This is a genomic window from Gardnerella sp. 2492 (genome assembly GCF_050320365.1).
Taxonomy (GTDB): domain Bacteria; phylum Actinomycetota; class Actinomycetes; order Actinomycetales; family Bifidobacteriaceae; genus Bifidobacterium.
The window spans coordinates 1,237,309-1,258,976 of record NZ_CP186952.1; the positions used below are offsets into that span (position 1 = coordinate 1,237,309).

Here is a 21,668-nt window from a genome sequence, read left to right on the forward strand (position 1 = left end):
GACTAAACAGTACATAACGGCGAAGGACTACATAAATTCGCCTCAACAACATCTTTATAATGCAAAATTAAATCGTAACCTGCACACGTGTAACTTTCGTAATATCAAAACGTAATTTTAGGCACCCCGGCGCCCAGCAAACGCTCCTCAAGCTTTGCTGGAGAAATCACGTGGGAGAAGTCAAATCGCACTATAGTATCAACCCCGCAACTGTACAAATGCCGCTCCCTATCGCGCTCGCGTATTACAGCAGATCTATCGTAATTGCGTAGTATGAATTCATTCGAACTGTTGGAATTAGACGAGTTGTTGGAAGTGTCATAAGATATGTCGCTGCTCGCTGCATCAATAGTGTCGATGTTTCTCTTAATTTCATTATTTCCGTTAAATTTTTCGTCATTATCAGTAAAATCAATATTTTTTCCAGCGTTAACTAAATATTTATCAGCACCATCAAGCTCTCCAACAATCAATTTTCCGCCAACTTTCCACGCAAAATCAACCCTATACGGCCACTTTGGATTAGTCTCATTAGGGAATTCATGCTGCAGCTCAGGCCGCACAAAACCAAGCTCAATCATCGCAGCGCGCGCCAACGACTCTCCGCCATTCTCGCTTTTGCCGTCAGCAAGCTGGCAAAGTGTGCGCAGTCGAGATAAAACATCACTTTCGTCAACGTATGTAAGAAGAGAATTTTTTTGCTTAAAATATGGCAGGTCTTGAAAATCCGCTGCCTCTTGCTGATAGCGGTAATCAGCGTAAAATTTACTGCAAACGCGGTAAACTTTTTCAAGATTTACGCCATTTCGAGCCGCAGAATCAAAAATTGGCAGTGCGCATCTGAAAGGAAGAGTCCACGCGCATACAAACAAAACGTTATAAATGCTTGCCACGCTTTTCACTGCAGATTCTTCTAACGTTGCAACATGGCCAAAATTAGTTGTATTTAGATTTTTTGGCTTCTCGTTACTTGCGCCGTTATCCGCGCCGTTATCTGCGTTTTTATTTGCGTTGCGTTTTCCTCCATATTTTTCACGTTTGAAATCGCACTCTTCGAGACGAATCCCATCCTCGTCCTCAATAATATCTGGTAATTGCACGCGCCGAAGCTGACGTTTTGCGGACTTGTAAGAGTCGTGAGAACGCGCCTCGGCAGCGTGCTTGTCTGCATAGGGGCATGAGACATATATTTTTATGGGTTTTCCACAGGTATCTGGAGCACTAGGCGTTTCAAAATTAAGTAAGGCTGCGCCTGTTTCGCCGGTAAACTTCCACACACCTATTTTTATTTTTTGCGCAAGTCGCGTTGCGATGTGCGTAATTCTCTTTTTGTGCGTTAGGCTTAACCAAAACAGTTTGCGCGCATACAATCCATAATATGGTTCGACCAGATCCCCTGATTTTAGGCTGTGTCGTACGCCGTTGCGATACGGAAGATGCGATGCCATAAGGCAGGAGCCTTCGTTTTCTGCAGCGTCTAGTGCTATGTCTAATTCGCTTAATTTATTATTTAGTGTATTTTTTATCATATTATTTTGCCTTTCCGCTTTTTTGTAAATAGATGATACTGAGCGTAGAAGTGGAAAAAAAGAAAAAATGTGCATTGTGGATACAGCCTATGTGAGGCCGCATTTTACTTAGGTTTTTGCTTATTTTTAGATGTGGATTTGTGGATTTTTATTTATTTTTTTTATTTTTTTTTATATTTTTTTTTACGGATTTTTTGCGATTTAGTTTGTTGCTTATTGCTCCATTTGCGAGACTCTTCTCTCGCGTTTGGAGGGTTGTTTGTTGCGCAGCGCTCCATTTGCGAGATGTTGTTCTCGTAATTGGAGTTGTCTACCTTACTTTTCCTCCAATCCCGAGACCCCTTTCTCGCGTTTGGAGGCTTTGATTCTACTGAATTCTCCATTTATGAGAGGCTGCTCTCGTAATTGGAGTTGTTGATTAGATTATTTGCTCCAATCGTGAGATGTTGTTCTCGCGTTTGGAGGGTTATTAATCAAGTCATTTTTTGCTGTAAATTTGGTTTTACGTTTATCTAATTTGAAATTCTCTTAATTTAATAATTTAATAATTGATGAAATTAATTTTCAGGTAGAATTAATGTGTTCTTTTCTTGTGATTTTGTTTTAATTTCAACTGTTGATTTTGTTTTGAAAATATTTTATAAAAATTATTTGAAAATAGTATTGTACTTTTTCTAAATTAGTGTATTATTGAATTAAGCCATTTAGCTTTCCTTTGGATGCAATTGAGATGGGAATGTGCCCAACGGAAAGTAAATGGCTTTTTTATTTGTGAAACGGGATATAAAAATACCTGATAATTCTTTAAATCTGTAATTAATACGAGTTTTAGAAGCGTAGTGTCCTAATATGTGTTATACGCGACACGCTGAAAATAAGAACGAAAACAAGAAATTCTGGGGTTATAGGTCAAATTCTGTATAAACATTTTGGGAAATAACCATTATTTGCTCCATTTGTGAGAGGTGGTTCTCGTAATTGGAGTTGTTGATTAGATTATTTGCTCCATTTGTGAGAGGTGGTTCTCGTAATTGGAGTTGTTGATTAGATTATTTGCTCCATTTGTGAGAGGTGGTTCTCGTAATTGGAGTTGTTGATTAGATTATTTGCTCCATTTGTGAGAGGTGGTTCTCGTAATTGGAGTTGTTGATTAGATTATTTGCTCCATTTGTGAGAGGTGGTTCTCGTAATTGGAGTTGTTGATTAGATTATTTGCTCCATTTGTGAGAGGTGGTTCTCGTAATTGGAGTTGTTGATTAGATTATTTGCTCCAATCGTGAGATGTTGTTCTCGCGTTTGGAGGGTTTATTGTTGCGTAGTGCTCCAATCGCGAGAACACTCTCTCGCGTTTGGAGGGTGTTGGTTTGTGTTTTGCTCCAATCGCGAGAACGCGCGCTCGCGTTTGGAGGATGTTGGTTTGTGTTTTGCTCCATTTGTGAGAGTCTTGTCTCGTGTTTGGAGGGTTTAGTTTAGGTTGGTTGCTCCATTTGCGAGAACGCGCGCTCGCGTTTGGAGGGTGTTGGCTTGTGTATTGCTCCATTTGCGAGAACACTCTCTCGCGTTTGGAGTCGACCTTATTATTTCTCAGCTCTAATACCCATCGTCAATCAAGCGCCCTAAGTGACTTACACAGAAAAATCGTCCAAGCAAAGCGACATAATAGATAAGTTATTCGCGTGGAATCGGCGCCCTCTTCCCGGCCACGTGAGGAACATGTGGAAGCTCGCAAGGAGTGCCCCACACCCAAGCGAAATTCTACGACTCTAGTTATAAGGAGAGCCATTTTGGCAACCAAGATTCGTCTTAAGAGACTGGGCAAGAAGTTCTACGCTTTCTACCGCGTGGTTATTTCCGATTCACGCAACAAGCGCAACGGTAAGTCTATCGAAGAGATCGGCGTGTACGATCCAAACAAGCAGCCATCCATGATTCAGATTAATTCTGAGCGTGCGCAGTACTGGCTTGGCGTTGGCGCACAGCCAACCGAACCAGTGTTGAAGCTTTTGAAGATTACCGGTGATTGGCAGAAGTTCAAGGGTCTCGAAGGTGCTGAAGGTACTTTGAAGACCGCTGAAGCCGGTCCAGATGCTGAAGCACGTATCGAAGCCGTAGATGCTGAAGCTCAGAAGCTGAAGGCCGCTAAGTCTGAAGCCGCTGCTAAGGCTCAGGCTGCAGCTGAGGCTGCTGCAAACGAAGCTGAGGAAGCTCCAGCAGAAGCTCCAGCAGAAGCTGCTGCCGAGGAAAAGGCTGAGTAATTATGCTGTCTCAAGCTGTGGAACATCTCATTAAAAACATCGTTGATTTTCCAGACGATGTTTCAGTGCGCTCCTACGAAAATGCTCGCGGAGAGCTGCTGCGCGTTCGCGTGAATCCTGAGGATATCGGACGAGTTATCGGACGAGGTGGACGTACAGCCAATGCTATCCGCACCGTTGTGCAAGCGTTAAGCGATCACAATGTACGCGTAGATATCATGGACGTACGCAATAAGTGAAATAAGTGAGATGAACGTGGCATTAGACCAACATTCTTATGGCAACCCTCAGCAACGTCGCAACGACCTGCTGAGGGTTTGTCGTATCGGCAAAGCCCAAGGACTAAAGGGCGAGGTTACTGTACAAGTTTTTACAGACGAGCCCGAAGAACGTTTCAAACCCGGCACTGTGCTTTACAGTTCAGATGCTGCTCGCGAATTCATTGTTGAGCGCGCGCGAACATTTAAGAACCGCTGGATTCTGCTGTTTGAAGAATCGCAAGATAGAAACGCTGCTGAAAATCTTAACGGTTTGGAATTATATGTGCCGGCAGAGGATGCTGAAAAGCTCGCTGACGAAAATGCGTGGTATATAAAAGATTTAATTGGATTAGAAGCGCGTTTGTGCGAGAATAATCAGCTCGGTTTATCTTCGCAAGTTATTGGGAAAGTCGTCGACGTGCTCGACGGAGCGCAAAGTTTACTAAAAATTCGTCTATCTAATCAGATTGAAAACAAGGAAAACGCATCTACTAAAAGTAACGTATCCAATAAAGAAGATTCTAAGATAGACGATACTAAAACTGCGCTTGTACCGTTTGTAGAAGCGATTGTTCCGGAAGTAAATTTAAAAGACAGATATTTGACTATAGACCCTCCGGGCGGATTGATTCCTGGATTCTAAAGTATAAAATTGCGCGGCTATGCAAAATTGCGCGGCTATGCCAATACGCAAGTTGTAAACACAGAAATTACTTAAGTACTTAAGCGAGCAGAAATAGACTCATTATGATGAATATAGACATCGTTTCCGTATTCCCAGAATACTTTCACATACTTGATTTGAGCCTATTGGGAAAAGCTCAAGAAAACGGATTACTTAAGATTAACGCATACAATTTGCGAAGATGGACGCACGACGTTCATCAGTCAGTTGATGATACTCCGGTTGGCGGCGGCGCTGGAATGGTTATGAAGCCGGAAGTTTGGGCTGAATGTTTAGATGAGCTTCTTGCAGAAAATTGCGAAAGTGCTGCCGTATCTGAAAGTGCGTCTGTACCCGAAAACGCAGCTATACTAACGAAGCCTGTTATAATCTTTCCAAACCCATCTGCTCCGCTATTTAATCAAGAAGCAGCTACAAGCTTAAGTAGCGCAAAACATCTGATTTTTGGCTGCGGACGTTACGAAGGTTACGATGCGCGAATACCAGAATATTACCGTTCTAAAGGCTATGATGTGCGTGAATATTCGATTGGTGATTACGTATTAAATGGTGGGGAAGTGGCAGTTTGTGCAATGGTAGAAGCAATAACTCGCTTAATTCCAGGATTTATGGGAAATCCAGAATCGATTATTGAAGAATCATATACAGGAAAAGACGCGCTTTTAGAGCACAAGCAGTACACTAGACCAACCACTTGGAGAGATATAAGCGTACCGGAAATACTAACATCCGGAAATCACGCTAAAGTAGACAGATTCCGCAGAGACGAAGCGTTAGAACGAACTGACGAGATACGTCCAGATTTACTTACGAAACTCGACTGCAGTAAATTAGATAAGGCAGATCGGAAAAAACTTATATCACTCGGATGGGAAGTTTCAGGAGAGCATCCAAAGAGAAGAGTTCCTAAAACCCAAACACAAACCAAATAATTTGGCAAACTTAACAAAACTGATTAACGCTTAGGCTGAATATACAAAACAGCAGTCTCTCCATAGTCTCGAGTATCAAATAGCTCCAAGCCATCAGGCATATTAGGCGAAACGCTTCTAACGCTGCGCTCAAGTACAACAAGCGTATCTGCTTCAACACTAATAACTCCACGCTCGCACATTTTATTAAGCAGATTCTCGCATTCAGAAGTCTCATAAGCGTAAGGTGGGTCTATAAATACAAGATTGAAAGCAGCGCCACTGTAGTCATTTACAAACTGTTCTGCGCGTTTACGAACAACTCGCATACTAAGATCACTATTCCACTCGCGCGAATTTTGCAAAAGCTTAGCTGTGCGCTGTATAAGAGCTGCCGCTTGCGCATTCGCTTCAACCGACACAAGCTCACGAGAGCCTCGAGATAATGCTTCCACTCCAAGAGCGCCAGTTCCGGCAAACAAATCAAGAACGCGCGCATTCTCAAGAACATTCCATGAATCAAGTCTAGAAAAAATCGCCTCTTTAGTGCGATCTGTAGTAGGACGAGTGCATGATTGAGCTGACGTCAACGGCAACGATTTAAAACGACCTGAAATAACACGCATACTTACAAACTAGCCTTCTATCTTTGGAATAAACATTGAACAAATCAGTGCCAATGCAAGAGTAGCAGCACCCACAATAATAGATGCCAAATATCCGCAATTTCCAGCAAAAAGATTATCAAAAACAGTAAAACTTGCATACAAAAGAGCAAAACTAAGTCCTGCGCCAAGATTAAACGCACCAGCATTTAAACCAGGTAAATAACCAGGATTATCTTTAGGAGAAAGAACTATTCCCAAGCCGTTAAGCATAATATTTGTAACACCTGAATAAACAATACCGAGACAGATAGAAACTGCAAGCAAAGAAAGTGCTGAAGGGTATTTTAGCAAAAATGCGCTCGCGAAAAGAGTTAACATGCTAAACATTATGCCAAATTGCAACACAATGCGATAACCGAACTTACCTGCCAGCACTCCAGTAACAGGGCCAAAAATGAAGCCGATTATGGCGTAGGGGGTAAGTGTAACAAAAGAAACAACACTTAAATCAAGGCCGGCGCCAAAATGCGAATCTTGAGCTAGCTTAGGTAAAATTCCGTTTGCAATTGCAAAAACGCCGGTCATAGTGAAAAGAGTAGTTGAAAGCAAACCCCACGTTCGGCGTTGGCGTAGGTAGTGAGTCGAAATCATAGGCTTTACTAATTTACTAACAGATATTTCTTTTTTGCGCTCAACATTCCAAAAAATTGCGAACAAAACAATTGCGCTAAAAGCAAGAATCAGTACAAAAGCAAAATTAGAATTAGATAACTTTTGCAACTCATTAATCGACATATAAGCGCACAAAAACGCCAAACTAAGAAGGAATACTCCAAGCCAATCCATGCGAGGCGTATTTTCAACGGAAGAATCTTCAGTTTTTGCAAGAATCAAAATCGCTGCAATTGCACAAGCTAAAGCTATGCAAACAAAAACAGATCTAAAACCAAAACTACACGCAATCGCGCCACCTAAAAGCGCATCAATGCCAGCAATACCGCCATTTACTGAAGTTAACACGGCCATAAGCTTAGCGTAATGGCGTTTATCTTTAACTCTTACGTGCAACATAATCAACACAAGTGGCACAACAGGGCCGGCGGCACCCTGCAAAACGCGGCCAAACATAAGCATCTTAGCGTTAAGCGACAAAGCTGAAATTACAGATCCTACAGTTGCGATAAGAAGCATAGAAAAAAGTACTTTTTTGCGGCCGACTATATCCGCTAAACGCGGCAAAAATAAGGAAAATAAGGCTGCAGAAGTGAAGAAAATGGTTTGAGTAAGGCCGATATATGAGTCGGTAGTATTAAGCTCGCGTTGCATTGCCGGGAGTGCGGGGGAAAGCATGGAAACGTTGAGTTGAAAGGCTATTACGGCGGAAAATAGTGCAATCATTAGGGAGAGTAGTGAAGCGCGTGCGGATGTTGCGGTTGGTGCGGAGGTTGTGGATGGTGCGGTTGGTGTGGATGAGGGGAGTGCGGAGGTTTTTATTAATTTAGAATCGCTTTGTGAGTTATTAGAATGCGTATCTTCAGTCATATATCACCTCTCGTAGCGCTTTACATCCAGTGCAATAAAACAGTGTATAAAAGCTTATGAAAGCATATAAATAAGTGTAATGCTATAGTGTGCGTTCGCATAATAAATATTAGCCATTCGAATTTTAAATTCTCCAAACATGAGCATCCTCTCTCGCGTTTGGAGGGTGTTGGCCTGCGTATTGCTCCATTTGCGAGAGCACCGTCTCGTGTTTGGAGTGTTTGTCATCGCTATCTGCTCCAATTCTGAGAGCTTTCTCTCGCGTTTGGAGGGTTAACTTTTGTGTTTTGCTCCATTTGCGAGAGTATCGTCTCGCGTTTGGAGGGTTTGTCATCGCTATCTGCTCCAATCCTGAGAGTGTTGTCTCGCGTTTGAAGGGTTAACTTTTGTGTTTTGCTCCATTTGCGAGAGCACCGTCTCGTGTTTGGAGGGTTTGTCATCGCTATCTGCTCCAATCCTGAGAGTGTTGTCTCGCGTTTGGAGGGTTTGTTTCCGTCATACGCTCCATTTGCGAGAGAGTGCTCTCGTAAATGGAGGAGGTTGGTTTGAGTCCGCTACGATATTCGCATATTGCTACGCTAATCTACTTTGATTTCTGCCATATACGCGAGGTGATCAGTGCCGTCAACTACCGCATTTTGCTGCCAACCGGCCGCAGCTCTGCAATTTTTTGCGCAAAAAATCACGTGATCAAGCGTCAAATTTGGCCATTTAAGCCACGTAGGCCATGTGCGCAAACGCTTTCCTAACGAAATTCCTGCGTCTGTAAAACCTGCTTTCAAAAGCGAACGAAAACTTGGGTGATCAATTGTTGAATTGAGATCTCCCGTAATAATCGTAAGAGTTGAGTAAGCTCTGTCTTCTTCAATTCCTCTACTTTCCGCAATTTTTGCGAGCGTGCATATCCCTTCGCTCCACGCTTTGCAACTTCGCATAGGCGATTTCGTGTGAGCAGATGCGAACGTTATCCTAATATTTTTCGCACAAGTCGCGAAATCTGTTCCCGCTGTTCCTACTGTTCCCGCTGTTCCCGCTGTTCCTACTGTTCCTACTGTTCCTACCGTCGTCACAGTCGGCACTTTTGCCGCTTCAATTTCTACGGAATCGTCGCAAGTTTCAATAGCGGAATACTGCGTAAAGATTGCGTTAAATCCTCCGTTATTATGCTCACTTTGCGCGCCTATGCATGAAGTCGGAAAAATTTCGCAAATTCCTAATTTTTTTAGATTATTTACTAAAGATTCGCTTAATTCCTGTAAAAGTAACGTATTTATATGATATTTTTCTGCTATTTTGATTATTTGAGATGCGTTTGCTCTTCCATACCTACAGTTAAGTGTCATTACGCGTATTTTTATAGGAGAACTTGCCGTAGATTGACTGCGCAATTCACCAATAAAACTGCGCAATTTTCCAATCCAATACGGCATATACGACTGCAGCGAAATCAGAAACAACGCTGCGTATGAAACGCATAAATATGCGTAAGACTGCGTAATACCGCTCGATTGCGCTTGCACATACTTTCCGTAGAAAAATTCGTACCACACTGCAGCACAGCAACAGCATAAAAACAACGTTCCGATTACGAAAGTAGCCAGCGGCAGTAACGCAATAGCATACGGAAGTGGGTTATGTTTATCAACTTCAGCTGGAAGCCAACGAAGTAGCTGCCACGCAAGAAGCACTGCAAACACAACCCACAAAATTACTACTACAAGAATCATCTTCCAAAAAGACCGGCTAATCCGCCGCCGAAGTTAGGTGGAAGTTGAGCATCTTCGGATTCAGCGTCAGAGTTCATCAAATTCTGCAAACCGGCAGGAAGACCCTGCATATCTGTCTGCTGAGGTTTTGCAAAAGCAGATTCTTCAGAACCTCCGCCCATTGCGGAACCAGTTCCCGAAAGACGCTCGCGAAGTGCGCGCTCTTCTGCTTCTCGACGCATAGGATTTCCAGACTTTCCGCCCTTCTTCTTTGACTTTTTATCCTTGCGTTTCGACTTGCTTCCAGCACCACCAAATCCTGGCATGCCGCCCATTCCAGGCATTCCAGCGCCGCCGCTCATGCGTTTCATCATCTTCGCAGCCTGCTCAAAACGCTGCAAAAGTGCGTTAACTTGCGATACGCTTACGCCTGCACCGGCAGCGATACGCGCGCGACGAGATCCGTTTATTATCTTCGTATCTCTACGCTCTGCCGGAGTCATAGAACGAATAATTGCTTCAGTGCGATCGATTTCGCGATCATCAAACTGCTCAAGTTCCTGCCTGTGCTGCGCCATTCCCGGCATCATTCCAAGCAGTTTTTTCATAGAACCGAGCTTGCGTACTTGCTGAAGCTGATCCAAAAAGTCATCTAAACCGAATGTGCCTTCCGAAATTTTTGCAGCAGCTTTACGCGACTCTTCTTCATCAAACTGCTTTTGCGCCTGCTCGATTAGCGTCAAAATATCGCCCATATCGAGGATTCGCGAAGCCATACGATCCGGATGGAACACCTCAAAATCTTGTAAGCCTTCGCCGGTTGACGCAAACAAAATCGGTTTTCCGGTTACGCTAGCAACTGATAAAGCAGCACCGCCTCGTGCGTCACCATCCAGTTTGGAAAGCACTACGCCGGTAAAATTCACGCCTTCGTTAAAAGCCTGAGCAGTGCGGACTGCATCCTGACCAATCATTGCGTCGATAACGAAAAGCACTTCCTGCGGCTGTACGGCATCGCGAATATCTCGAGCCTGCTTCATAAGAACATCGTCTACGCCCAAGCGGCCGGCAGTATCAATAATCACAGTGTCGTACATTTTTGCGCGAGCAAAATCAATCGCCTTGCGCGCAACTTTAACCGGGTCTCCTTTAGTAGACCATGGCAAAGAAATTGCGTTTCCTCCTGTTTGCACGCCTTTTTCGGGAGCAAAAACAGGCACGCCGGCGCGCTCGCCAACAACCTGAAGCTGCGTTACAGCATTAGGACGCTGCAAGTCAGCTGCAACTAGCAGCGGCGTATGACCCGAATCTTTAAGCCAATATCCGAGTTTTCCTGCAAGTGTAGTTTTACCAGCGCCTTGCAAACCTGCCAGCATAATTACGGTAGGTGGGTATTTTGCAAAATTAAGCGGCCTGTCTACACCTGCACCCAAAACTTGAGTCAACTCATCGTTCACTATTTTTACGACTTGCTGAGCTGGATTTAATGCGCGCGAAACTTCCTCGCCAAGTGCGCGCTCGCGGATACGCGCTGTGAACGAGCGTACGACTTCCAGCGCAACGTCTGCGTCAAGAAGAGCGCGTCGGATTTCGCGAATGGTGCCATCGATATCTGATTCTGAAAGCTTTCCCTTGCTGCGTAAATGTTTAAACGCGTTGGAAAGACGGTCTGTTAACGAACTTAATGCTGCCATAATATTCCTATTATATCCTTGTGTTCTGTCATAAAAAATTTTTTACTATACGATACCCGTTTATTTATTTATTTACCTATTTATTTATTTATTTACTTACTTACTTATACGCGCGTTACTGTCGCGTTACTGCTTACAAGCATCATACAGATTTTCGTTTTTGAGGGTTTTATTTTAGATGCCAAGATGAACCTTGCGCGCTATCTTCAATAACAACTCCTGCATTATTAAGAGCGTCTCGGATTGCGTCGGCTGTAGCAAAATCCTTAGATTTTCTAGCGTTTGCTCTTGCGTCAAGTTGCGAAGTAATCAAAGAATCTAGGGCAGTATGTTCTTTACTATTTGCGCTATTTTCTAAAGATTGTTGAGCTTTTGAAGCCCAAGGTTCGCTGTACGGATCCAATCCAAGCGTGTCTAACATTGCGCGCACTTGTAAAACAGAAGTGTAAAGCAACTGACTTGTGCTATTTTCTCGTTTTTGAGCAAAATCATCCAGAAGAGCGTTTCCTTGGCGAATCGCGGTAAATATTGCTGCGTTCGCGCCGGAAACGTTGATATCATCGTTCATTGCTCGTGTAAAATCTTCCGGAAGCTCGTCTGCGCTAACAGACTGCACTTCTTCTTGAGTTGGTTGATTTTCCAATGCGCGACTTGCTCGTTCAAGGAAGTTGCTAATACGCTCGTATGCTGCTTGCGCTTCTGCCAAAGCTTTATCTGACCATTCCAGCATGGCGCGATATTGCACAGCTCCCAAAGCGTAGCGCACAACCCAAGCTGAGTTTTTTGCCAAAACTACAGGAACCGCAAGACCGTTTCCAAGAGATTTTGACATTTTCTCACCTTTTGCTGTGACCCAGGCTGAGTGCATCCACACGTTTGCGCTTTCCCAGCCAGCAGCTGTGGTCTGTGCCATTTCGTTTTCGTGGTGAGGGAAGCGTAGATCTAATCCGCCGCCGTGAATATCAAAATCATCTCCTAAGTATCGATGACTCATTGCTGAGCATTCAATATGCCAGCCAGGGCGACCTTCGCCGAAAGGAGTATTCCAGCGCGCGTCCGGCTGATCGAAATCGCAAGGAGCTTTCCAAAGTGCAAAATCGCGCGGATCGTGCTTATCGGGGGATGCGTCAGCTGGGTCAGTTGGATTATAAATATCGTTTCCTGCAGTATCAACGCTAGGTCCCTTTGAATCGGCAATTGCCGCAGCTTCGTCGATACTGATTTCGTTTTGATTTTGGTGCGTTAATTCGCCGTAATGCTCCCAGCTTGGCACGTCAAAATAAACGTTTCCGGTGGGTTTTCCGGAAGCGTCACGAATAACGTACGCGTGGCCGCGCTCAATTAGGCGTTCAATTAGTGCAACCATATCCGTAATATGGCCGGTAGCGCGCGGCTCAACAGTTGGTGGCAAAACGCCTAAAGTGTTATAGGCTTCAGTAAATTCGCGTTCGTAAATGTAGGCGCGTTCCCACCAGGTTTGTCCAGATTCGCTGGCTTTTTTCATGATTTTATCGTCTATATCTGTGACGTTTCTTACGAAAATTACTTTGTAGCCAAGTCGCATCATCCAACGGCGAATCACGTCGAAAGCTATTGCCGCGCGAATGTGGCCGATATGTGGTGAGCTTTGTACAGTAGCGCCGCACACGTACATGCCTACTTTCCCCGGTTTTTTAGGCGTAAATGTGTTTGTTGTGTGTGATGCGGTGTTGTATAAGCGTAAGTTTGCTGCTGCTTTAGTAAGTTTCGCGGTTTCTTCGTTCAAAGTCTTATTCATCATAAATGTAATTATAAATGGTTCTTTATACTGCGATTTTGTGCTGCGCTCCATTTGCGAGAGCACTGTCTCGCGTTTGGAGGGTTTGCTTTGGCTTATTGCTCCATTTGCGAGAGCACTGTCTCGCATTTGGAGGGTTTGATTCTACTGAATGCTCCAATCGTGAGAGCCTTGTCTCACGTTTGGAGGTTTTGTTTTGGATTATTGCTCCATTTGCGAGAACCATCTCTCGCATTTGGAGGGTGTCGGCCTTCGTTTTGCTCCAAACGTGAGAACTCTCTCTCGTGTTTGGAGGGTTTTCTTTGGCTTGTTGCTCCAATCGTGAGAACTCTCTCTCGTGTTTGGAGGTTTTTATTCGACTGAATGCTCCATTTGTGAGAGTGCCGTCTCACATTTGGAGCGTGTCGTCGCGCCCGCGCTTCCCACACATTCCCATTATCAAGCTCAGCAGATAGAGCTAATATGATTCCAGCATTACCTTGTGGCTACGTATTAATTAGCCGCGCGTAATACGACATTCCTTAATATTTAGTTTTGATTTGTTCATTGTTGAAAGGAATATCATGACTGAGTCCCCATCCAACCAAACCTCATTTTCTCCGTTCTCTTCTGCGCTTATGACCGACATGTACGAATACACTATGCTCGACGCTGCTCTTAAAGATGGCACCGCAAATCGCAAGTGTGTATTCGAAATTTTCACGCGTCATCTTCCTCAAGGTCGTCGTTACGGTGTCGTTGCCGGCACGGGTCGTATCTTGGAAGAATTACAGAAGTTCCATCTTTCGGAAGAAGATTTGCGTTTTCTAAGTGATCGCAAAATTGTTAGCCCAGAAACCATTAAATGGCTGGAAAATTTCCGATTTCACGGCAAAATTACCGGATATCGTGAAGGTGAGATGTTTTTCCCAAACTCGCCAATTTTGCAAGTAGAAGGCACTTTTGGTGAATGCACCTTACTTGAAACGCTACTGCTTTCCGTACTTAATTACGATTGCGCTGTTGCGTCTGCTGCTGCTCGCATGGTTTCTGCTTCCTCCGGCCGTCCTTGCATGGATATGGGTGGCCGCCGCACGAACGAGTATTCCGCAGTTGCTGCATCTCGTGCCGCTGTAATTGGCGGTTTTAAAGGCACTGCAAACTTGTTAGCTGCAAAAATTTACGGTTTGAAGGCGATTGGCACTGCTGCTCACTGCTTCACTCTTGTGCATGATACCGAGCGCGACGCTTTTGCTTCTCAAATTGCCGCTCTTGGCAAGGGCACTACGCTTCTTGTTGACACTTATAACATTGAAGAGGCTGTGAAAACTGCTGTTGAAGTTGCAGGTTCTGATCTTGGCGGTATTCGTATTGATTCTGGTGATTTGTGCGCTTTGGCTCGCCAGGTTCGTGCTCAGTTAGATGATTTAGGCGCAAAGAACACCAAGATTACTGTTACTAACGATTTGGATGAGTATGCGCTTGCTGCTTTGCAAAATGCTCCGGTTGATTCTTATGGAATTGGCACAATGCTTGTAACTGGCTCGGGTGCTCCAACTTGCGCAATGGTTTATAAGCTTACTGAGCGCGAGGGTGCTGATGGTGTTATGCAGCCTGTTGCGAAGCGCTCTAAGAATAAGGCTACTGTTCCGGGATGTAAGCTTGCATTCCGTTCTTACGATTTTTCAAAAGATTCGCGTGGTATTGCTGACTGTGAGCACGTAGTTTCCGGCTCGGAAGTTGCGCTCGCGAAGTTTGTTCCTGCAGATAATTTTGAGAATTTGCTGGTTGACTATATGATTGACGGCGAGGCTGATGAACAGTTTATGGGTCACGATGCGATTATGCGTGCTCAGGATTATTGTGCTTCTGCTTTGCAGCGTCTGCCGCTTTCGGCTCAAAGTTTGATGAAGGGTGATCCTGCAATTCCTACTGATATAAGTGTTTTGTAGTTGAGCCTGTTCTATATTTTTAGTTTTTACGGTTTGTGTTGTTGAGCTTTGAATCGCGTAGTGTGATTAAAGCTCAACAACATTAGTCCGCCGAATCAGAATCCAAATTTGTCCATGTTCTCATAGATTCGCTTGCATTCAGGGCACACTGGATAATCGTTTGCTTCACGCTTAGGAATCCAAACTTTTCCGCATAACGCTACTACTGGTCGTCCTGTTAGGCGAGAAGCTTCTACTTTATCTTTAGATACGTAGTGTGCAAAACGATCCGCATTCCCGCCGTCGTCCATACGTGCATCTTCGTTTACTTCTGGACGTTCTAAAACTGAAGTACTTGTGCCTGAACCTGAGTCTGGAGTAGTGGACTGTGCGTTTTCCATGGTTGCGTTGAGGGTATCACTATCTTTTGAAAATGCTGAAAACATTGCCTCGTCCTTCCTCGTTTAAGCTGAAACACTAACTCAAAATTGCTGAACGCTAATTAGTAGTTTAAGTATCGTTCTTAACCAATAGTTTTAACAGCATAAAGTTTGTTCGTCAATCTTTATAAATTTTATGTTGTATGAATTTTAATTCAATACATATCGTATTGATTTTTATCTTAATTTTAATACTAATTTTTTATCTTAATTTCTAGTGTATTGCATAGTGTATTACAGACACTTTTTAATTTAATCAACTCAAGATATACTTTCCGCATGTCTGCAAATTTGTTATAAGCGATAAGGGTGCTAATCTAAAAAGCATGACTATAGCTGTGTGTCCCGGATCGTACGATCCTGTTACTGAAGGCCATCTTGATGTGATACAACGTTGTGCTCACTTATTTGACGAAGTACACATACTTGTTGCAGTAAATGCTGCCAAAACCCCACTTTTTAGTGAGGAAGAGCGCGTAAAAATAATAGAAGAGGCAATCAAAAAAATAAATCTATTAGACAAATCCAATAATCTTTCTAAAGAAAATATCTCATCTTCGCAAACTGTGGGAAAATTAGTAGTTTCGTCTACAAATGGATTAGTAACTGATTATTGTAAGCGAGTTGGTGCAACTGTTATAGTAAAAGGCTTACGTCAGAATGGCGATTATGAAGCAGAGTTGGGTATGGCTTTAGTTAACCGTAGACTTGCTAACATAGAAACACTATTTTTACCTGCTGATCCTATTTTGGAACACGTTTCAAGCTCTGTTGTTAAAGACGTTGCTCGTCATGGCGGAGACGTAACTGGAATGGTTCCAGATAACGTAATACCCTTATTACATAAGTTGTTTGCTGCAAATCGTAGTGTTGACGGTAGTTTATAGCGTCGAATTGCGAAAATGCTTGTAAACTTAAAATAAATAGCTGTAAAAGTTGAGAAAGAGTAACGAAAGTTTAGAAGACAGGAGTATGAATATGATGTCTGAAGACGATGCAGCATTGAGCGGTGATTCTACGCTTGAAACTGACGATACTATGGAAAGAGCAGTCAGCAATGGAGACAGACTTCCTTTGCACCCAACTCTTGCTGAAAATGTAGATGATGATGCCGATAATACAGAAACTTCTTCTGTACGTGCAGAATCAGTTATGAATGCGGCTAATTCTACAAGTGATGTTAATTCTACTTCTAAAAGTGGGTCTAAACCTGTAGCTCCTCTATTTCCTATGCCAGATTTGCGTGAGCGCGAAGATGGCGGCGCTATTTCCTTCGATGATGAGGATGATGAGGAGCCGGTTGAAGATACTGTTGATCCTGTAAGTGACGAAGTGCGTTCTAAAAGCCGTGCAGAATTTACTACTGTTTACGACGTTATTGACACTATGGAAGAGAATCTTTCGGAAGCTAAGAACGTTCTGTTTGCTGCCGGAATGGTGAAGATTGATAGAGATGCTTTTGCTGATCATCTTTCTAGACTTAAGGATATGCTTCCAGTTCAGCTTGAGCGCGCATCGGCTTTGATGCGTGAAGCTGAGCGTCGTCTGCGTACAGCTCAAGCTCAGGCGAACTCTATAGTTACTTCCGCACAGTCCAAAGCGGCGCAGATTGTTGAAGAAGCGCAGGAGCGTGCGCAATTCCTTGCTGGTCAAGAAAACGTGACTGCTTTGGCTAAGAAGAAGGCACGTGAGATTGTGGCAGATGCTCAAGCTAAATCCGATAAGCTTACTCAGGGTGCGGATAAGTATTGCACTAATGTTATGGACGGATTGAAGCAGCAGCTTGATAAGCTCGAGCAGGATGTTCAAGCGGGTCAGCGAGTGCTCGAAGAGCGTCGTTTGCATGCAGAACGTGAGCAGCGTAACTTGAGCGCCAGCTTGCACGATGATGACGAAATGTATTACGACGAAGATTAGAAAATATTTAATCGAATTAAAATTTCGTGAAAGGAACGTATTATGGCCTCGCATCCCTCCCAATCATTATGGGCGGTGCCTGTAGCGCAAATGGCTGCGCGTGCTGGTAGCAGTATGGAGTTGCATAGAGCTTTTCCGGCTCCAGAAGGCATTGGGGATAGTGTTATAGGTGTTAAACCTGGCAGCGATGTTATGGTTGACGGTAATTTTGATGCTGTTGTCGATGGTCTTATGTTTCAGGGTACTATTACGGCTCCTGTGCACGCTCAGTGCTCGCGTTGTTTAATGCCTCTTCGTCGCGATTGGAAAGTGGATGTTTGTGTTTTCTTCCCATATCATGATTCGCGTTCTGATTCGCGTTCTGATTCGCGTGAGAAGCGCGGAACAGAAGATGAGAGCGATGCGGATATTTGGGAAGATAATGATGAGTCTGGTAATGTTTACCCTCTAGTAGGCGGCGGAGATTTTGCTGATATTGAAGCTCTTATTAGAGATACGATGGTAGGCGAGTTGCCGTTGCAGCCACTTTGTGAGCCTGACTGCCGCGGTTTGTGCTCAACTTGTGGAGAAAATCTTAACGAGCATCCGGATCATCATCATGATGTTACAGATATCCGTTTTGCTGCGTTAGAAGGTTTGAAAGAGAAACTTGAGAAAGCACAGAGCGGAAAATAGCGTTGTTTAGTAGTGTAGAAAACGTTGAAATTGCGCAATTGTACTGCACTTGCTGTAATATACAGAACGCTTAAGCTCAATCGTTCGAACGAAATAGAGGAAAGATTATGGCACTGCCTAAGTATAAGACCTCGCGTGCTAATACGCATTCGCGTCGCGCTAATTGGAAGGCGTCTGCCGTGCAGACTGTGACTTGCCCGAACTGTGGTTCTGAGGCATTTCCACACATGGCTTGCCCAACCTGCGGTAACTTCCGCGGTCGCGTGTACAAAGAAGCCATTCGCTCGGCACACACCAAGTAGGTTGTACTGATAAAACCCTGCCATCGACGGGTGGCAGGGTTTTTCTTTTTTTTTGCGCTCCAATCGTGAGAGCCTTGTCTCGTGTTTGGAGGGTTTATCGTTGCGTAGCGCTCCATTTGCGAGAGCCTTGTCTCGTTTTTGGAGGGTTTATCGTCTGTGTTTTGCTCCATTTGCGAGAGCTTTGTCTCGTATTTGGAGTGTGTTGGTCTGCGTTTTGCTCCATTTGCGAGAGGACTGTCTCGCGTTTGGAGGGTTTGTTTCCGTCATACGCTCCATTTGCGAGAGCTTTGTCTCGTTTTTGGAGGGTTTATCGTCTGTGTTTTGCTCCATTTGCGAGAGCTTTGTCTCGTATTTGGAGTGTGTTGGTCTGCGTTTTGCTCCATTTGCGAGAGGACTGTCTCGCGTTTGGAGGGTTTGTTTCCGTCATACGCTCCATTTGCGAGAACTCTGTCTCGTATTTGGAGCGTGTCGGTTTGTGTTTTGCTCCAATCGCGAGAGTGCTCTCTCGTGTTTGGAGGTTTCACTCGTTAGTGGAATTCGCGCGCGAATCGAGCGCATGCCACGCTTTCTCTGCAGCCGCGAGCTGCGCTTTGCGCTTACTAGTACCTCTGCCGATTCCCAGCAATTCGTCGCCATCCTTGTGCGCTAGTACTGCGCGCGCCTCAAATACAGGCGCATATTCCGGCCCAGAAACAGCCATACGATATTCAGGATTTTTCAAACCCATGCCATGCGCTTTAACCGTAAGCGAAGTCTTCCAATCAAGTGCCGGCCCTTCAGTCAGCACTTCCGCCAAAGTGTCGTCAATTAGACGATGAACAACTCGGCGCGCCTCATCAATGCCATGTTCCACGAATGTAGCGCCAATAAGCGCCTCAACAATATCGCAAAGAATCGAATCTTTCTTACTTCCGCCTTGCTCCATTTCGCCGCGCCCCAGCAAAATATAAGCTCCCGCGTTAAGTTTTTTGCGCGCAACAGCCGACAACGCCCATTCTGACACTGCTTTCGCACGCATTTTCGCGAGCTGACCTTCAGTCATGTCCGGATGCGCATAAAATAGCGTTTCTGTAGAAACCAACTCAAGAACAGCATCTCCTAAAAACTCTAGTCTCTCATAATTTCGCGTACCAGGATGTTCGTGTGAGAACGAGCGATGAGTTAGCGCTTCTACCAAAAGATCTGGCGAAATTGTCGTACCTAAAGCGTTTAAAAGCTCCTGAGTTGGGTCTCCCGGGCGAGCTTCATTGCCGTCCAATCTCAATACTCTACTTGCGTTGTGCTGTGTCGGCAGGCTGTGATTTTTCTGCTCATTTTCTTCCGGCTTTTTCTGCTCTTCCTGAATATCTTCTTGAATATCTTCCTGCATATTTTCCTGCTGCTTTTCGCTGTTCTGCTGATTTTCCTGATTAATTTGAGTCGCCATAGCACGCATCATTATAGTCTGTATTGCAAACACAGTATTATTGACGCGTCAGTTTCGATAATATTCCGTTTCTAAACTTCGTTCTCGTCGACTTCGTTCTCGTCAACTTTTATTCGTATAAGTCTGCAATTCGTATAAGTCTGCAACTATATTTGTGCATTATGCCTACGTATGATTTGGGATTAGAACGAGTTTCGCTAGAGTTTGCTACAAAAACTATTTTTACAGACGTAACGCAAGGTGTCTTTGAAGGAGACAGGATCGGCATAGTTGGCCGAAATGGAGACGGAAAATCTACGTTACTTCACTTGCTTGCTGGTAAGATGCAGCCTGATTCTGGGCGCGTGACTAAGCGAGGAGGTCTCACTTTCGGCATGCTTGATCAGCGAGATCCTTTGGATGATAACGCGACTGTTCGTCAGGCTGCGTTAGAAAATCGTGAGGATTACGAGTGGGCTGCAGATCAGCGTTCGCGCGAAATCGTAGAAGCTCTTCTTGGCGGCATAAATTTGGAAGCGAAAGTTGGTACGCTTTCTGGCGGTCAGCGTAGACGTGCGGATTTGGCGAGATTGCTTCTTCACGACTGGGATATTTTGGCTTTGGATGAGCCTACTAACCATTTGGATGTGGTGACGATTCACTGGCTTGCCGAGCACTTACTTAACCGTTGGCAGGACGGTCAGGGTGCACTTTTGATTGTGACACACGACCGCTGGTTTTTGGACGAAGTTTGCACGTCCATGTGGGAAGTTCACGACGGCGTAATTGACCCGTTCGAAGGCGGCTACAGTGCGTACATGCTTCAGCGAGTTGAGCGAGAACGTCAGGCGGATGTTCGCGAGGAGCGTCGCAGAAATTTGGCTAGGAAAGAGTTGGCTTGGCTTTCCAGGGGTGCTCGTGCGCGCTCTACTAAGCAGAAGTTCCACGTTAAGCAGGCTCGTGAGCTTATTGCAGATGTGCCACCATTGCGCGATACTCTCGAATTGAAGAAAATGGCAACTTCGCGTCTTGGTAAGCAAGTTGTTGATTTGATTGACGTTACGCAAATTTTTGACGATTCACATCAGCTAAAAAATATTGATCCAGATATTGCAGAAACTGCAGTTTTACGTGATTCTGCTGCAGGAAGATCAAATAAAGTCGATATAGTGGAGTCTGCTTTTGCGCAGCCAACTCACGTAGGAAGCGTTACGATTTCGGTTGACGAAAATCAAAAAAATTCTTCTGATAGTGCCGCCAATAGTGCCGCCAATAGTACAGAAGCTACAGAATTTACAGAAGCTGCAGAAACTGCAGCAGCGTCTCGCAAAACTATTACAGGACGCATGATTTTAGACGATGAAACTTGGTTAATTGGACCTGGAGATCGCTTTGGAATTGTGGGTGCTAACGGCGCTGGAAAATCAACTTTATTAAGCATTATTGACGGTTCGCTAAAGCCTACACTTGGTCATGTAAATATTGGTAAAACGGTAAAATTCGCGGTACTTTCGCAGCGTCTAGAAGAGCTCGAAAAGCTTGGAAAATATAAGGTTAAAGAGGTTTTAAGCCGCTATAAGCCAAGCTATATTATTGACGGCAAGGAGGTGACTCCGGGTCAGCTTATGGAAAGGCTTGGTTTTAAGCCTGAGCAGCTTATGACGCCGATTGCGGATCTTTCTGGCGGTCAAAAGCGACGTATGCAGCTGCTGCTGATTCTTCTAAACGAGCCGAACGTGCTGATTATGGACGAGCCTGGCAACGATCTCGATACTGACATGCTCGCTGTTATGGAAGATTTGCTTGATACATGGCCAGGTACGCTTATTGTGGTTTCGCACGATCGCTACTTGCTTGAACGTGTAACTGATCAGCAGTTTGCGCTGATTGACGGCAAAATCCGTCACCTCCCGGGTGGCGTAGACGAGTATCTGAAGATTGTTGAGAATCTGCAGCGTGAGCATGAAAATAGGCTTAGGGCAACGCAATCCTCTACTGTTATTGCGCAAAACAATAGCGCCGCTAGTTCTGTTGCTTCTGCAAGTTCTGCAA

General features: G+C 44.5%; 17 protein-coding genes and 1 pseudogene. 10 read left to right on the forward strand and 8 right to left on the reverse strand.

Going from position 1 to position 21,668, the window contains the following annotated elements; all coding sequences use genetic code 11:
• Positions 1–104: 104 nt before the first annotated feature.
• Positions 105–1,529 carry a hypothetical protein gene (locus ACPFYS_RS04835; RefSeq protein WP_427876330.1) on the reverse strand — a complete coding sequence of 475 codons (1,425 nt, stop codon included), beginning with the start codon at positions 1,527–1,529 and terminating at the stop codon, positions 105–107.
• A 1,784-nt stretch (positions 1,530–3,313) separates the two neighbouring features.
• Between ACPFYS_RS04835 and rpsP the strand changes: the two genes are divergently transcribed.
• From rpsP to trmD, 4 genes are all read left to right on the forward strand, one after another.
• Positions 3,314–3,784 (forward strand): 30S ribosomal protein S16, encoded by a 471-nt coding sequence (rpsP, locus tag ACPFYS_RS04840; RefSeq protein ID WP_427876332.1) that lies wholly within the window; start codon positions 3,314–3,316, stop codon positions 3,782–3,784.
• A 2-nt stretch (positions 3,785–3,786) separates the two neighbouring features.
• Entirely contained in the window at positions 3,787–4,023 is a 237-nt protein-coding gene (locus ACPFYS_RS04845) for an RNA-binding protein (RefSeq protein WP_427876334.1), read from the forward strand.
• Positions 4,024–4,033: 10 nt separating this feature from the next.
• Positions 4,034–4,687 (forward strand): ribosome maturation factor RimM, encoded by a 654-nt coding sequence (gene rimM, locus ACPFYS_RS04850; protein WP_427876336.1) that lies wholly within the window; start codon positions 4,034–4,036, stop codon positions 4,685–4,687.
• Positions 4,688–4,794: 107 nt separating this feature from the next.
• Positions 4,795–5,661 (forward strand): tRNA (guanosine(37)-N1)-methyltransferase TrmD, encoded by an 867-nt coding sequence (gene trmD / locus ACPFYS_RS04855; protein ID WP_427877663.1) that lies wholly within the window; start codon positions 4,795–4,797, stop codon positions 5,659–5,661.
• A gap of 23 nt (positions 5,662–5,684) precedes the next feature.
• Here the strand turns inward: trmD and ACPFYS_RS04860 are convergent, their stop codons facing one another.
• The 5 genes from ACPFYS_RS04860 to cysS all read right to left on the reverse strand — a co-directional run bounded on the left by ACPFYS_RS04860 (position 5,685) and on the right by cysS (position 12,970).
• A complete protein-coding gene (locus ACPFYS_RS04860; protein WP_427876338.1) occupies positions 5,685–6,266 on the reverse strand; it encodes an RsmD family RNA methyltransferase in 582 nt (193 codons plus the stop codon).
• A gap of 9 nt (positions 6,267–6,275) precedes the next feature.
• Entirely contained in the window at positions 6,276–7,646 is a 1,371-nt protein-coding gene (locus ACPFYS_RS04865; protein ID WP_427877664.1) for an MFS transporter, read from the reverse strand.
• Positions 7,647–8,368: 722 nt separating this feature from the next.
• On the reverse strand, positions 8,369–9,517 hold the full coding sequence (locus ACPFYS_RS04870) for an endonuclease/exonuclease/phosphatase family protein (protein WP_427876340.1): 1,149 nt from the start codon (positions 9,515–9,517) through the stop codon (positions 8,369–8,371).
• Positions 9,514–11,190 (reverse strand): signal recognition particle protein, encoded by a 1,677-nt coding sequence (gene ffh, locus ACPFYS_RS04875; RefSeq protein ID WP_427876342.1) that lies wholly within the window; start codon positions 11,188–11,190, stop codon positions 9,514–9,516. Before ffh ends, ACPFYS_RS04870 begins: the two co-directional genes overlap by 4 nt.
• Positions 11,191–11,359: 169 nt before the next feature.
• Positions 11,360–12,970, reverse strand: a complete 1,611-nt coding sequence (cysS, locus tag ACPFYS_RS04880) for a cysteine--tRNA ligase (RefSeq protein ID WP_427876344.1) — start codon at positions 12,968–12,970, stop codon at positions 11,360–11,362.
• A gap of 560 nt (positions 12,971–13,530) precedes the next feature.
• Here cysS and ACPFYS_RS04885 point away from each other — a divergent pair.
• The gene (locus tag ACPFYS_RS04885) at positions 13,531–14,898 is read left to right on the forward strand and encodes a nicotinate phosphoribosyltransferase (RefSeq protein ID WP_427876346.1); all 1,368 of its coding nucleotides are present in this window, start codon (positions 13,531–13,533) and stop codon (positions 14,896–14,898) included.
• Between the two features lie 95 nt (positions 14,899–14,993).
• Here the strand turns inward: ACPFYS_RS04885 and ACPFYS_RS04890 are convergent, their stop codons facing one another.
• Positions 14,994–15,278 carry a DUF3039 domain-containing protein gene (locus ACPFYS_RS04890; protein WP_427877665.1) on the reverse strand — a complete coding sequence of 95 codons (285 nt, stop codon included), beginning with the start codon at positions 15,276–15,278 and terminating at the stop codon, positions 14,994–14,996.
• A 365-nt stretch (positions 15,279–15,643) separates the two neighbouring features.
• Here ACPFYS_RS04890 and coaD point away from each other — a divergent pair, with 365 nt between their 5' ends.
• The 4 genes from coaD to rpmF all read left to right on the forward strand — a co-directional run bounded on the left by coaD (position 15,644) and on the right by rpmF (position 18,211).
• The gene (gene coaD / locus ACPFYS_RS04895) at positions 15,644–16,204 is read left to right on the forward strand and encodes a pantetheine-phosphate adenylyltransferase (protein ID WP_427876348.1); all 561 of its coding nucleotides are present in this window, start codon (positions 15,644–15,646) and stop codon (positions 16,202–16,204) included.
• 91 nt (positions 16,205–16,295) lie between these two features.
• The gene (locus ACPFYS_RS04900) at positions 16,296–17,234 is read left to right on the forward strand and encodes a hypothetical protein (protein WP_427876349.1); all 939 of its coding nucleotides are present in this window, start codon (positions 16,296–16,298) and stop codon (positions 17,232–17,234) included.
• Between the two features lie 42 nt (positions 17,235–17,276).
• Positions 17,277–17,909, forward strand: a complete 633-nt coding sequence (locus ACPFYS_RS04905; RefSeq protein WP_427876351.1) for a YceD family protein — start codon at positions 17,277–17,279, stop codon at positions 17,907–17,909.
• Between the two features lie 107 nt (positions 17,910–18,016).
• Positions 18,017–18,211 carry a 50S ribosomal protein L32 gene (gene rpmF / locus ACPFYS_RS04910; protein WP_427876353.1) on the forward strand — a complete coding sequence of 65 codons (195 nt, stop codon included), beginning with the start codon at positions 18,017–18,019 and terminating at the stop codon, positions 18,209–18,211.
• A gap of 520 nt (positions 18,212–18,731) precedes the next feature.
• On the opposite strand, the gene rnc is transcribed toward rpmF, so the two are convergent.
• Positions 18,732–19,649, reverse strand: coding sequence for a ribonuclease III (gene rnc, locus ACPFYS_RS04915; protein ID WP_427876355.1), 918 nt, complete (start codon positions 19,647–19,649; stop codon positions 18,732–18,734).
• A gap of 149 nt (positions 19,650–19,798) precedes the next feature.
• Here rnc and ACPFYS_RS04920 point away from each other — a divergent pair.
• Positions 19,799–21,566: pseudogene (locus tag ACPFYS_RS04920) on the forward strand (ABC-F family ATP-binding cassette domain-containing protein); the annotation flags it as partial.
• Positions 21,567–21,668 lie beyond the last annotated feature (102 nt).

What these genes read in the sequence shown, in the direction of transcription:
- ACPFYS_RS04835 (WP_427876330.1), bottom strand. Translation starts at nt 1,529, where the DNA reads ATGATAAAAAATACACTAAATAATAAATTAAGCGAATTAGACATAGCA.
- ACPFYS_RS04845 (WP_427876334.1), top strand. Translation starts at nt 3,787, where the DNA reads ATGCTGTCTCAAGCTGTGGAACATCTCATTAAAAACATCGTTGATTTT.
- rimM (WP_427876336.1), top strand. Translation starts at nt 4,034, where the DNA reads ATGAACGTGGCATTAGACCAACATTCTTATGGCAACCCTCAGCAACGT.
- trmD (WP_427877663.1), top strand. Translation starts at nt 4,795, where the DNA reads ATGAATATAGACATCGTTTCCGTATTCCCAGAATACTTTCACATACTT.
- ACPFYS_RS04860 (WP_427876338.1), bottom strand. Translation starts at nt 6,266, where the DNA reads ATGCGTGTTATTTCAGGTCGTTTTAAATCGTTGCCGTTGACGTCAGCT.
- ACPFYS_RS04865 (WP_427877664.1), bottom strand. Translation starts at nt 7,646, where the DNA reads ATGATTGCACTATTTTCCGCCGTAATAGCCTTTCAACTCAACGTTTCC.
- ACPFYS_RS04870 (WP_427876340.1), bottom strand. Translation starts at nt 9,517, where the DNA reads ATGATTCTTGTAGTAGTAATTTTGTGGGTTGTGTTTGCAGTGCTTCTT.
- ffh (WP_427876342.1), bottom strand. Translation starts at nt 11,190, where the DNA reads ATGGCAGCATTAAGTTCGTTAACAGACCGTCTTTCCAACGCGTTTAAA.
- cysS (WP_427876344.1), bottom strand. Translation starts at nt 12,970, where the DNA reads ATGATGAATAAGACTTTGAACGAAGAAACCGCGAAACTTACTAAAGCA.
- ACPFYS_RS04885 (WP_427876346.1), top strand. Translation starts at nt 13,531, where the DNA reads ATGACTGAGTCCCCATCCAACCAAACCTCATTTTCTCCGTTCTCTTCT.
- ACPFYS_RS04890 (WP_427877665.1), bottom strand. Translation starts at nt 15,278, where the DNA reads ATGGAAAACGCACAGTCCACTACTCCAGACTCAGGTTCAGGCACAAGT.
- coaD (WP_427876348.1), top strand. Translation starts at nt 15,644, where the DNA reads ATGACTATAGCTGTGTGTCCCGGATCGTACGATCCTGTTACTGAAGGC.
- ACPFYS_RS04900 (WP_427876349.1), top strand. Translation starts at nt 16,296, where the DNA reads ATGATGTCTGAAGACGATGCAGCATTGAGCGGTGATTCTACGCTTGAA.
- ACPFYS_RS04905 (WP_427876351.1), top strand. Translation starts at nt 17,277, where the DNA reads ATGGCCTCGCATCCCTCCCAATCATTATGGGCGGTGCCTGTAGCGCAA.
- rpmF (WP_427876353.1), top strand. Translation starts at nt 18,017, where the DNA reads ATGGCACTGCCTAAGTATAAGACCTCGCGTGCTAATACGCATTCGCGT.
- rnc (WP_427876355.1), bottom strand. Translation starts at nt 19,649, where the DNA reads ATGATGCGTGCTATGGCGACTCAAATTAATCAGGAAAATCAGCAGAAC.